The organism is Intrasporangium chromatireducens Q5-1, from assembly GCF_000576575.1.
In the GTDB taxonomy this organism is placed as follows: Bacteria; Actinomycetota; Actinomycetes; order Actinomycetales; family Dermatophilaceae; genus Intrasporangium_A; species Intrasporangium_A chromatireducens.
The window spans coordinates 25,114-37,163 of record NZ_AWQS01000019.1; the positions used below are offsets into that span (position 1 = coordinate 25,114).

The window sequence follows — 12,050 nt, forward strand, 5'->3', positions numbered from 1 at the left end:
GTACAGCATTCTACTACTAGGCGTAGTAGTCCGAGGCCTGTCAGGAGGAGGGGGTCGAGTGGCGCTGGTCGTGCCTGGCGAGGGCGGCGAGACGCGCGTTGTAGGCCGCCAGCTCGGCCTCGCCATCGCGGTCGGCCTGGCGATCGCGCCGCTTGGTCTCGGCTCGGTCGGACCGCGCCCACTGCACCGCGACGATCAGGGCGAGCGCCAGCGAGGGCAGCTCGCCGACGGCCCAGGCAATGGAGCCGCCCAACCGTTGGTCCGCGAGCGGGTCGGTGATCCATGGCAGGTGGATCGTGGTGAAGAACTGGGGGGCGAGGATCGACTCGCCGCCGATGATGGCGACGCCGAAGAAGGCGTGGAACGAGATCGTCGCGAAGAGCACGACGAGACGCAGCGCCGGCCCCCACTTCTTGGGACCGGGGTCGACCCCGACGAGCACCCAGGCGAAGAAGTAGCCGGCGAGGATGAAGTGGACCGTCATGAGCACGTGCCCGGTGTGCGTCGTCAGGGCCAGGTAGAACAGGTCGGTCCAGTAGAAGACGACGAGGCTCATGAAGAAGAAGGCGCCGGCGAAGATGGGGTTGCCGACGACCCGCACGTAGCGCGAGTGGATGATCCCGAGGATCAGCTCCCGTGGGCCGACCGTCCCGTCCTTGCGCGGCTTGAGGCTGCGCAGGGCGAGCGTGACGGGGGCGCCGAGGACGAGAAAGATCGGGATCAGCATCGCCTCGATCATGTGCAGCGTCATGTGCCACGAGAAGGCGACTCGGCCGTAGACACCGAGGTAGCCGTTGGTGGCCCAGATGAAGACGAGCCAGCCGACGACCCAGTTGATCGTGCGGCTGACCGGCCACCTCACGCCGCGCCGTCGCAGCCGGACGACGCCGGCGAGGTAGAGGCCGACGGCAAGCAGCCCTGCCGTGAGGAAGAGGTACTCGAACCGCCAGGTCGTGACCCAGGACAGGGCGGTCGGCGCCGGCGGTGCCGGGAAGCCCGTGAGCGCGAGGACGATGCTCGGGTTCGGCACGGTCTCGGGAACGGGCGGGGCGCTGCGTGCGAGAGCCGTCGCGACCCCGAACGTGATGCCCATCAGGAGGGTCTCGCTCACCGCGAGGCGCAGGAACGGCCGGGCCGTGGAGTCGCCGGACGAGAGCGCGCCGTCGATGCGGCCGATCGTCGACTGCCGGTGCCACCAGCCGGCGACGCCCAGCAGGAGGAACGCGACGATCTTGATCGTCAGCAGGATCCCATAGCGGGTCGTCACCAGCTCGGCGACCGAGGCGAGCCGGGTCGAGGCCGCCATGACCCCCGAGATACCGAGAGCCGCGAAGCACCACAGGGCGACCAGCGAGTAGCGGCGCACGACGACACCGAGGGACCTGCCGAGCCGGCCGCGCAGCAGGACGAGGGCGAGCAGGCCCCCGACCCAGACGGCCGCGCTGAGCAGGTGGGCGGCCAACGCGTTGACGGCGGTCTCGTGGTCGGCGGAGCCCCCCGCATGGCCCGCGAGGCCCAGCACGACGACGCCGAACAGGGCGATCGCGAGCAGCCACACACCGGTCCAGCGCGACCGGGCCAGCGACGCGCCGGACGCGGCGACGACCGCCGCACCGGCAGTGAGGAGGCCGATCCGCAGGGGCTCGATCGCCCACACCGTGGCCGCGAAGCTCGCGCCGAAGCCTGGTGCGCTGAGCGGCATACCGGCCAGGTCGGCGAACTGGAGCACGACGATCACGACGGCGAGCAGCGCCCAGGCGAAGCCACTGAGCGTGGCGATGCGATAGGCCGCGGCCCGGCGCGGCTCGTCGAGCCCCTCCGTGGCCCGGCGGGTCTTCCCGGGCACGAGCATGGCGCCGAACAGCAGCGCGCCGACGGTCAGGGCAGCGGCCACGTCGTGCGCGGCGCGCAGGAGCGGCAGTGCCCAGCGCACTCCCGCGCCGGCCGAGTTGAGCCCCGCCTCGAGCGGCGCTGCAGCCCCGGTGAAGGCCGCGGCGAGCGCGGAGGCGAGCAGTCCGAGGAGCACGACGAGCGGCACGAGCGTCCAGCGGCGCGTGCCGCCGGCCCGGACAGGGGGCGGGGACGACATGGCTCAAGGGTAAGTACTCTGACGGCATGCCGATGCACCCGTCCCCGCCCGAGGACCGCGATGGCCTGCTCGACGCGTTCGAGCAGAACTGCCAGGCCATCATCGATCTCGGGCTGTCGTGCCGGGAGAGCGACTTCGAGATCCAGACCGAGTGCCCCGGCTGGACCGTCAAGGACCAGATCGCCCACGTCGTGGGTGCCGAGAAGTCCTTCGCCGGCATCCCGACCCCCCGCGTCGAGGTGCCCGACTACCCCCACATCCGCAGCGAGTTCGGCCGGCGGATCGAGCACGACGTCGAGGCTCGACGCGGCATCCCGGGCAAGCTCGTCGTGCACGAGCTCGCCGACCACCTGCCGATCCGGATGGCCGCCCTGCGCGCCGCCGCGACACCGCTCGACGAGGTCATCGGGGGGATCTTCGGGCCGGAGACGACCTACGGCACGCAGCTGCGGCGCCGGGTGCTCGACACGTGGGTGCACGAGCAGGACATCCGCGCCGCCCTGGACCGACCCGGCGACCTCGACTCCCCCGGGGCCGCCGTCTTCGTCGACGCGATCTTCCGTTCGCTGCCGCGCATCGTGGCTCGCGAGGCGCGGGTCCCGATCGGTCACGCCGTCGTCCTCGACGTCACCGGGCCGCTGGTCGGACGCGAGGGAGCCCGCGTCATCGAGGCGGAGGACGGCCGGCCGCTGGGGGCTCCCCTGTTCACCGGCGCGGAGCCGACCGCGACCGACGAGCTGCCGCGCATCACCGGCATCAAGCTCACGACCGAGGCGCTGACGCGCCGCGCCGCCGGACGCCGGAGCACCGACGAGATCCGCTACACCGTGCACGGCGACGAGGAGGTCGCGCGGCGGGTCCTCGACGCCCTGGTCATCACGCCCTGACCCGCCCGGCGAGCAGCGGGTCAGGCGTCGTACTGGGTTTCCTGCCCCTCGATGACCTCGGTCGCCACCGAGGCGAGCTTGACGTTGAGGTCCTGAGAGGTCCTGCGCAGGATGTCGAACGCCTGCTCGGCCGAGACCTTGTGGGCCGCCATGAGCAGGCCGACCGCCTTGCCGATCTCGCGGTTGCTCTCCAGCCCCTTGCGCAGGCTCTCGGCGTCGTCGCGCGCCGCGAGCGCCATCAGCGCCACCGAGGCGAAGGCCGCGAGGACAGCACCCTGGTCGGCAGAGTCCGTCGACAGCCCGCCCGGCTGCTCCGAGAAGATGTTGAGGGCCCCGACCTTCGCGCCCGCGACGAGCAGCCGGTAGCCGATCGCCGAGCGGACCGGAGTCTCGGCGAGGATCCGCTCGCGGAACGTCGGCCAGGGGGAGGCGGTCGTCAGGTCGGCGTCGTGCTGGTAGGCCTCCTCCTCGATCGCGTCCACGCACGGCCCTTCGCCGACCTCGATCTCGATCTGGTCGATCCGCCGGGCGATCTCGTCCGTCGAGGCCACGGACTCGTAGCTCCTGCCGCGCCGCAGCATCAGCGAGGCGTGCTCACAACCCGCGACGAGCTGGGTGGCCGCGTCGACGACGGACTGGTAGATCGCCTCCGGCTCGGCCCGCCCGTAGATGAGGGTCGACAACCCCGCGAAGACCTGCCCCACCTCACGTTCGCCCATCTGCTCCGGCATGCTTCCTCCCGCCCTTGTCCGCCGCGCGCCCCCGACGGGACCCGGCGGTTCATCGGGGGGAAGGATACCTGCCGCGCGCGGAGGGCACGGACCCGCGAGGCTGGCTGGGCGGCATACATGAAGCGGTATGCCGCTGGGTGGGCTCAGCGCAGGTCGTGCAGCGCGCGCCGGCTGAGGAAGGCCCGCGTGCCGACGGCCATGACGAACGCGAGGACGCCGGCGAGGATGGCCACGAGGTAGCCCTGGTGCGGGCCGACCCGGTCGACGACGGTGCCGGAGACCGCCGAGCCGAGCGCGATGCCGACGATGAGGCCGGTGAGCACGATGGTCATGCCCTCGTTGATCTGGGCCTTGGGCACGAGGCGTTCGATGAGGTTCATCGTCGTGATGAGCGTCGGGGCGGTGGCCAGCCCGGCGACGAACATGACGGGCGCGAGCACCGGCAGCGGCCCCGCGAGCAGGACCGGCGACTCGAGCAGGAACATGCCGAAGGTGCCCGCGATGAGCAGCTTGAGCAGGTTGCGGCCGTGCGAGCGGGCCCCGAAGACGACCCCGGCGATCGCCGAGCCCATCGCGTAGAGCGCGAGGATGGGGCCGGCGGCGTTCTTGTGGCCCGCGGCGTCGGCGACGGCGATCGTCACCACCTCGTTCGCGCCGAAGATGACTCCGGTCATCGTCATGATGAAGGCGAGCGGGACGAGCCCCGGCTGACGGAAGGCGTAGCCGCGCGGGCGTTCGTGGTGCGGGACGACCGGCGGCTCGGTCGAGCGAGCCGAGATGAAGACGAGCACGCCGATGCCGTAGCAGGCGGTGGCGAAGACGAACCCGGCCTCGGGGAAGAGCGCCGTCGCCAGCCAGACGGCCAGGACCGGGCCGATGACGAAGGTGACCTCCTCCATCACCTGCTCGAAGGACATCGCGGTGTGCAGGCTCTGGGGGTCGTCGTGGAAGATGTGCGACCAGCGGGCGCGGGCCATCGTGCCGAGGTTCGGGATCGCGCCGCAGAGCGGGTAGGTGACGAAGAACATCCAGCTCGGCCAGCCGCGGAGCGAGACGAGGATCGTCATGACGGCCCAGAAGCCGGACCAGATGAAGAAGGGGATCGCGATCCGGCGCTGGCCGTAGCGGTCCACGAGCCGGCCGAGGAACGGCGCGAAGAGCGCCAGGGCGGTCATCCCGACGGCCATGACGGCGCCGGCGAGCTCGTACGACCCGCGCCGGGCGGCGATCATCGCGACCGTCGCGACGCCGAACATCGCGCCCGCCGAGCGCGCGATCATGCCGCCCGAGATGAAGACGCGCGCCCCGGGGACCCTGAACAGCGGTCGGTAGTGGGACAGCACGGACGGATCTCCTCGGGGGACGGCAACCGCACCATACTCGCATCCCCACACGGCGGTTCGTGCCGTGGATCGACGGCGCGAGTGTCGGTGGGTCGTGCGGCGTTTCGGCGGCCGCTGGTCGCGGTCGGCCGGACGCGGACCGGGCCGTCAGTCGGCGGCGGACGCGCCGTGTTTGCGACGCAGCGACCACATCTGCGGTGCACGCTCCAGCTCGACCGCGGCGGCCCAGGGCAGGCCGCCCGGGCCGGTCTGGTGCCGGAACGACGCCACCAGCCGGCGGGCGAGGGCGGGGTCCCGGGCGACCCGACGCGCCAGCGCGATGGCCTCCGGCTCGACGCTCACGTCGTCGTATGCCGCCCACGCCAGTCCCAGCTGCACGGCGCGCTCGCCGTCGACCTCCTCCCCGAACAGGCCCATCGCGGCGGCTGCCTCCCGCCCGGCCGTCCGGTTCAGGAGGGTGAAGTGGCCCCCGCCGGGGTGGATGCCGATCTGGGCGAAGCCCGGCAGCAGGCGCGCGGTCCGCGAGACGACGCGCAGGTCCGTGGCGAGGGCGAGGTTGAGGCCCGCGCCGACCGCCGCGCCCCGCACCGCCGCGACCGTCGGCAGGCCGATGCCGCCCAGCCGCGTGAACGCGTCGTAGACGGCGCCGAGGTTGCGGTAGTTGCGGTCCTCCGTGGGATCCGCTCCGGTGTCGGCGAGCACGTTGCGGGCTGCGCCGGCGCAGAAGTGGGGGCCGCCGGTGACGACGACCGCCCCCACGGTCGGGTCGGCCTCGGCGGTCAGGGCCGCCTCGGTGAGCTCCCCGGCCATCTGCACGGACAGGGCGTTGCGCCGCTCGGGTGCCGCCAAGGTGATGACGGCGACGTGCTCCTCGACGGCGTAGGCGATCTCTGTCACGGGGTTCTCCTTCATGCGTTGTGGCGGCCGGTTCGAGGTATTCCGCGGTCACGGGTGCCCGCGGAATACCTCGAACGAGGGCGGTTGGGTGGGGGGTGTCAGTGCGGCGGGGCGGCCCGGCCCGTGGTGACGAGGGACCAGAGCCGGTCGTGGCCGGCCGAGGTGGCGAGCCGGGTCAGGGTCTCGTCCCACTCGTGGATCGACCCGAACTCGCTGCGGCGGGCCAGGGCCGGCTTGGTCAGGGTGTGCAGCTCGTGCTCGAGGGTGGTGCCGATCGCGCCGAGTGCCTGGTGGGCGTTGCGCACGACGACCGAGGCCGCGTGCCCGACGCAGGACTTGGCGACGCCGACCGCGAAGAGCAGCCCGGGATCGGTCCAGTCCGAGTCCGTGGCCCGCGCCACGGCCGTGTCGGTGGCGGCCCGGGCCAGTGAGGCTTCGGCGGCGAGGTCGGCGACGAGGCGCTGGACCGCCTGGAACCGCCCGATCGGCCGGCCGAACTGCTCCCGTTCACGCACGTGCGCCACGACGAGCTCGACGATGCGCTCGAACGCCCCGCAGACCTGGGCGCACCGGGCGAGCGCGCCGCGGAGGTGGAACTGCTCGCCCACCTCCTCCTCGACGGTCGCGCCGGCGGCGAGGTCGGCCAGGTCGAACTCGACCGTCTCGCTCGGCTCCCCGGCAAGGTTGCGGCCCCGGGTGATGCTGCGGCGGTCGACGGGGACGTCCGCGACCCGCCACTCGTCGCCGTCCTCGAACAACGCGACGATGCTGGCCGCGTCCCGGCCGTAGGTGACGTTGAGGGCGACCCCGGCCGGATCCGGCCGGCACACGGTGCGCAGGCGACCGTCGTTCGGCAGACCGGCGGCCTCGAGCAACCACGCCGCGAGGAAGCCGTGCTCCAGCAGCGGGACCGGGGCCCCCGCGCCGGCGGCCAGCGCGAGCAGCGCCGCCCCGTCGAACCAGCTCGCCCCGCTGCCGCCGCTCTGCTCCGACGCCGTCAAGCGGGTCAGGCCCAGCTCGTCGAGCCGCGCCCACAGCTCGGCGTCGAAGTCGATGACCTCGCGCGGCGCTGACCGGGCCGCGCGGTAGTCGTCGAACAGCTGGCTCAGCATGGCGACCAGGTCGGGGTCTGCCGAGGTCGACCGGGCCAGCCGCGGGTCGAGTGACGCGCTCATCGCAGCCCCAGCCCGCGGGCGATGACCCCGCTGAGGATCTCGTTGGTCCCGCCCCGGAGGGTGAAGCCGGGCCGCTGGAGGATCGCCGCGTGCAGGAGGCGGTAGAGCTCCTCGTCCTCGACCCAGCCGGTCGCCGTCAGCGTGTCGACGTAGTCGGCGATGTCGCCCTCGCTCGTCGTGCCGAGCACCTTGACGACGGCAGCGGCGACGTCGGCCTCGGCGTGCGCCTCGAGCGCCGTGGCGACGGCGAAGGACATCTGGTGCAGTGCCGCGACCCGGGCGACGTGCCGGCCGAGGCCGACGTCCTGCGGCAGCCGTCCCTCGTCCATGGCCGAGGCCGCCTCGGCCAGCAGCTGGAACGTCGAGAGGAAGCGCTCCGGGCCGCTCCGTTCGAACCCGAGCTCCGAGGTGACCTGGCGCCATCCCTCCCCGACCTGGCCCAGCACGCGCTCGTCCGGGACGAACACCCCGTCCAGGTGGACCTCGTTGAAGTGGTGGTCGCCGCCCATCGACAGGATCGGCCGGATCTCGACGCCGGGAGCGCGCAGGTCGACGATGAACTGGCTGAGCCCGGCGTGGCGGTCCGCCGGGTCCGGCTGCGCCGTGCGGGCCAGGACGAAGAACGCGTCGGCCTCGTGCGCGCCGGACGTCCACACCTTCGTCCCGGTCAGCCGCCACCCGTCGTCGACGCGCTCGCCGCGGGTCCGCACGCCGGCCAGGTCGGAGCCCGCGTCCGGCTCGCTCATCCCGATGCCGAAGACCAGGTCCCCCGACGCGATCCGCGGGAGGAAGGCCCGCTTCTGCTCCTCGGTGCCGTGCCGCAACAGCGACGGGCCGATCTGTCGGTCGGCGACCCACTGTGCGGCGACCGGAGCCCCGACCACGAGCAGCTCCTCGGTCACGACGAACCGCTCGAGGAAGGTGCGGCCGTGTCCGCCGTACTCCGTCGGGATCGTCATCCCCAGCCAGCCGCGGCGGCCCAGCTCGCGGGTGAACTCGCGGTCCCATCGCGTCAGCCAGGTGTCGACGTGCGGCACGAACCGGCCGTCCGCCACCTGGTCGTCGAGGAACGCCCGCACCTCGAGGCGCAGCTTCGTGAGGTCGGGCCCCTCGGTGACGACCGGGGGCACGAGAGCACGCGTCATCGCGGGCCTTTCTCCAGGCGCGGTGGGGACGGGGTCCACCTTGGCACGAGGACGCGCGTCGTGCGCAGCGGTCCGCGTGGGTGCCGGCTCAGCGGAGCAGGGAGGCACCGCCGTCGACGAAGACGGCGACGCCGGAGACGTGCCGGCCGAGGTCGGAGGCGAGGAACAGGCACGTGTCGGCCACGTCGACCGGTTCGCCGAACCCGCCGTGCAGCGCCGGGCTGCCCCCCGGCAGCTCCACCTCGATCCCGATCCGCTCGGTGTCGCGCCGCTCCGTCCGCTCGCCGATGTCGGTGTCGATGGCGCCGGGACAGATGGCGTTGCACCGGATGCCGTCGCGACCGAGCTCGAGCGCCATCATCTTCGTGAAGGCGACCTGACCGGCCTTCGAGGAGCTGTAGGCCGCGGCGCCCGCCGTCGCGAAGCTGCGGGTGCCGTTGACGCTGCTCGTGATGATGATGCTTCCGCCGCCGGCCCGGCGCAGGTGCGGCACGGCGAAGTGGACGGTGAGGTAGGTGCCGGTGAGGTTGATGTCGAGCGTGCGCCGCCACTCGTCCGGCTGCAGCTCGTCGATCGGGGCCCATACCCCGTTGATGCCGGCATTGGCGCAGACCACGTCGAGGCGGCCGTGGCGGGTGGCCGTGCCGTCGATCGCCGCGCGGACCGACCCGGGGTCCGTCACGTCGCAGTGGACGTAGTCCGCGGCGCCGCCTGCGTCGCGGATCGCGTCCCGCACGTGCTCAGCGTCGCCGGTCTGGACGTCGGCGAGCACGACGGCAGCCCCGTGCTCGGCGAAGCGCCGGGCGGTGCCGGCGCCGATCCCGCTCGCCCCGCCGGTGATGAAGGCGACCTTGCCATCGAGCATCCCCATGCTCGGCTCCTCTCCGTCGGCACTCTCCTACCCGGACACCCCGGACCTACCCGCGAGCGAGCGTGCCGTCAGCGCGTCAGAGGCCGGTCACGACGAGGAAGGCGCAGAGCCCCACGATGACCGCGGTGACGAGGGCGGCAACGGCCGTCGTCACGGGCCGGTTGGTCAGCACCCCCATGAGGCGGCGGTCACGCGTGAGGACAAGCAGCGGGATGAGGGTGCCCGGCAGGGCGAAGCTCAGCACCACCTGGCTCCAGACGAGCGCCTGGGTCGGGTTGACCTCGATGCCCAGCACGATGAGGCACGGCACGACGGCGAGCAGCCTCCGCACGACGGCGGGGATCGGTCGCCGCCCGAAGCCCTGCATCACGACGTCCCCGGTCTGCACGCCGACGAGGGTCGCGGCGAGCCCGGAGGCGAGCAGCGCAACGCCGAGCATGGTCGCCGCCACCTCACCGGCTTGGGTCTGGAGTGCGACATAGGCCGCCTCGAGGCTCTCTCCGGCCGCGGCGGGCAGACCGGCCGCGAACACGACCAGGCTGATGTTCGCTGCTGCGGCGACGGTCATCGCGATGACGATGCTGCGCACGGCGCGCCGTCCCGCGCGGGCCCGCTGGCCGCCGGCCCCGGCAGCGGTGCCGTCGTTGGCGACGCGCGAGGCGGCCGAGTGGAAGTGCAGCGCGTGCGGCATCACCGTCGCTCCGACGATCCCGACGGCAAGCAGGGCGGCGGACGAGTCGAGCGGTCCCGGCAGCACCGAACGAAGCAGCGCGGCACGGTCGACGTCCGCGACGAAGACCTGCCACAGGAGCGCGCCGATGATGACGAGGAGCAGGACGAGGACGACGGCCTCGAAGTGGCTGCGGCCGCGCACCTTGAGGGCGAGCACGACCAGGCTGAATGCCGTCACGACGAGCGCGCCGGCGATGAGCGGCCAGCCGAAGAGCAGCTGCAGGCCGAGTGCGCCGCCGACGATCTCGGCGAGGTCGGTCATGATGACGACGACTTCCGCCTGCAGCCACAGGGCGATCCGTCCGGCGCCGGGATACCGCTCGGCGCTCAGCTCGGCGAGGCTGCGGCCGGTGGCGATCCCCACCTTGGCCGCGAGGTACTGGATCAGCATGGCGCTGCAGCTCGCGAAGACGACGACCCACACGAGGGTGTAGCCGTGCTCGGCCCCGGAGGCGATGTTGACCCCGAAGTTGCCGGGGTCGACGTAGGCGACCGCCGCGAGCAGGGCCGGCACCAGCGTGCGAGCGCCGGGCCGGGAGGCGAGGGCCTCGCGCGCCCGGGAGCGCAGCGTCACTCCAGCGCGGTCGTCACCCATCCCCTCAGGATCGGCGCTCCCCCCGCCGAGTGCCAAGGGCCGATCCGTCATCGGGCGGCGCCGAGCCCGAGCAACGCCGCGAGCCCCAGGGCGCTGCGCGGGTCGTAGGCGCAGGTCCACAGCCCGCCGTGCACGGCACCATCCGCCTCGTCCTGCCACGGGTGGGGCTGCCCCGGGTTGCCGGTGCGGAGGTCGTGGACGAGGAGCGCCGCCATGAGCGTGTTTGCCGTCCCCGGCTCGAAGACCTCGACGCCGAAGCGGTGCGCGCCGGCGTAGGCCGCGGCGAGCGCCCGGTTCTTGAGGACCGACCGCGTCCGTGTCGGCGGCGCCACCTTGAGCGAGACGAGCCCGCCGTCGGTGCGGTAGCTCGTCGCGCGCCAGCGCTGCAGGCGCTTCGCGAGCAGGTAGTTCGGTCCCTGCTGGAGCACGACGGAGTCGTTGATCCCCGGCTCGCTGCCCGGCCGGTAGTTCCGGCGCAGCAGGCGTCCGCCGCTCAGGGTCCGCAGCGGGACGCGGAGCCATTTCGAGGTATGCCGCTCAGCGTAGTTCCGCACGGACCGCTCCACCGCGTGGGCTGGGACCGCGAAGACGTCGGTGGGCGTCGCGAGGAAGGCCAAGGCGACGTCGGAGACGCCGCGCTCACGAATCACCTTGTCGCTCAAGACGTCCACGGCCATCGAGACGCGCACGTTCGTCGCACCGTCGGCATAGACGTAGTTGCCGAGGACGAGCGGTCCGTCCAGGTCCGCGACCCACCGCGTCACGGTCCCCAGGTCATGGACGAGGTCACCGCCGGCCCGGGGGGCCAGGTCCCCGTCACGGGCGGCGACCGGCACCGTCATCGAGCCGGCCAGCTGCCGCGTGTCGGCGAACAGCCGGTCCCACAGGTCAGGTCGCGGCAGGTCGACGGCCGCGACGCGCGCGCCCCACCGGAGCAGTGCCCGCAGTGGGCCCATCTCGGCGGCGGCACCGAGCACGACGACCGTCCGGTCCGACAGCTCGAGCCAGTCGGGGTTTTCGATCACTGCCGAAACGGCTTGGTGGGCAGTCGGTTCCAGCACGCCTCGATCGAGCCAGTCGTCGAGCCTGCGGCGCAGCCGGTCACCGGACAGCCGGTCGCCGCGGTAGGGGATGGACAGCTCGCGCTCGGGGGCACCTGTCCCGCGGACCGTCTCCGAGGCGAGCGCCGCCCCGGTCCCGTCGAGGGCTGCCGCGACCGGCTCCTCCGAACCGTCGACGACAACGCGCATCCGCTCGTGCAGGGACGCGAGCCCGGCTCGCGCGATCCCCGTCGCCGCCTCGGCCGAGGGGAGCCCGGCCTCGACGAGACGGCGGAAGTGCGGCAGGTACCCCTGGCGCCAGTTCGTCTCGCGCTCGGCGGAGGCGGCGCCGACCGGGTCGGCCGCGCGCAGGGCCTCCGCGACGACGGCCCGACCGGTGGCGGTCGTGCTGCGCCGGCCCTCGGTCCATGGAAAGACGATCCCGTGCTGACCGTCCCCCTGCTCTTCGCTCATGGGCACATCCTGCCCGACCTCATCACGCCGCACCCCCGCACCGTCGAGAGGCCAGTTCCCGACGAAGGGCC

General features: G+C 72.9%; 10 protein-coding genes. 1 reads left to right on the forward strand and 9 read right to left on the reverse strand.

Features of this window, described 5'->3' with window-relative positions:
- Positions 1-40: 40 nt before the first annotated feature.
- A complete protein-coding gene (locus tag N864_RS04310) occupies positions 41-2,089 on the reverse strand; it encodes a bifunctional copper resistance protein CopD/cytochrome c oxidase assembly protein (protein ID WP_051518181.1) in 2,049 nt (682 codons plus the stop codon).
- A 26-nt stretch (positions 2,090-2,115) separates the two neighbouring features.
- Between N864_RS04310 and N864_RS04315 the strand changes: the two genes are divergently transcribed.
- Positions 2,116-2,976, forward strand: a complete 861-nt coding sequence (locus tag N864_RS04315) for a maleylpyruvate isomerase family mycothiol-dependent enzyme (RefSeq protein ID WP_034713898.1) — start codon at positions 2,116-2,118, stop codon at positions 2,974-2,976.
- 20 nt (positions 2,977-2,996) lie between these two features.
- On the opposite strand, the gene N864_RS04320 is transcribed toward N864_RS04315, so the two are convergent.
- The 8 genes from N864_RS04320 to N864_RS04355 all read right to left on the reverse strand — a co-directional run bounded on the left by N864_RS04320 (position 2,997) and on the right by N864_RS04355 (position 11,979).
- Positions 2,997-3,707 carry a GAF and ANTAR domain-containing protein gene (locus tag N864_RS04320; protein WP_155892808.1) on the reverse strand — a complete coding sequence of 237 codons (711 nt, stop codon included), beginning with the start codon at positions 3,705-3,707 and terminating at the stop codon, positions 2,997-2,999.
- Between the two features lie 143 nt (positions 3,708-3,850).
- Entirely contained in the window at positions 3,851-5,050 is a 1,200-nt protein-coding gene (locus N864_RS04325) for an MFS transporter (protein ID WP_051518182.1), read from the reverse strand.
- Positions 5,051-5,197: 147 nt separating this feature from the next.
- Positions 5,198-5,947 (reverse strand): enoyl-CoA hydratase-related protein, encoded by a 750-nt coding sequence (locus N864_RS04330; protein ID WP_034713901.1) that lies wholly within the window; start codon positions 5,945-5,947, stop codon positions 5,198-5,200.
- A gap of 98 nt (positions 5,948-6,045) precedes the next feature.
- A complete protein-coding gene (locus tag N864_RS04335) occupies positions 6,046-7,122 on the reverse strand; it encodes an acyl-CoA dehydrogenase family protein (protein ID WP_051518184.1) in 1,077 nt (358 codons plus the stop codon).
- Positions 7,119-8,267 (reverse strand): acyl-CoA dehydrogenase family protein, encoded by a 1,149-nt coding sequence (locus tag N864_RS04340; RefSeq protein ID WP_034713903.1) that lies wholly within the window; start codon positions 8,265-8,267, stop codon positions 7,119-7,121. Before N864_RS04340 ends, N864_RS04335 begins: the two co-directional genes overlap by 4 nt.
- Before the next feature lie 88 nt (positions 8,268-8,355).
- Positions 8,356-9,138: an SDR family oxidoreductase gene (locus N864_RS04345; RefSeq protein ID WP_034713905.1), complete on the reverse strand. Its 783-nt coding sequence runs from the start codon at positions 9,136-9,138 to the stop codon at positions 8,356-8,358.
- A gap of 76 nt (positions 9,139-9,214) precedes the next feature.
- Positions 9,215-10,465, reverse strand: coding sequence for an Nramp family divalent metal transporter (locus tag N864_RS04350; RefSeq protein WP_081793361.1), 1,251 nt, complete (start codon positions 10,463-10,465; stop codon positions 9,215-9,217).
- 47 nt (positions 10,466-10,512) lie between these two features.
- Positions 10,513-11,979, reverse strand: coding sequence for a hypothetical protein (locus N864_RS04355; RefSeq protein WP_034713907.1), 1,467 nt, complete (start codon positions 11,977-11,979; stop codon positions 10,513-10,515).
- Positions 11,980-12,050: the final 71 nt, after the last annotated feature.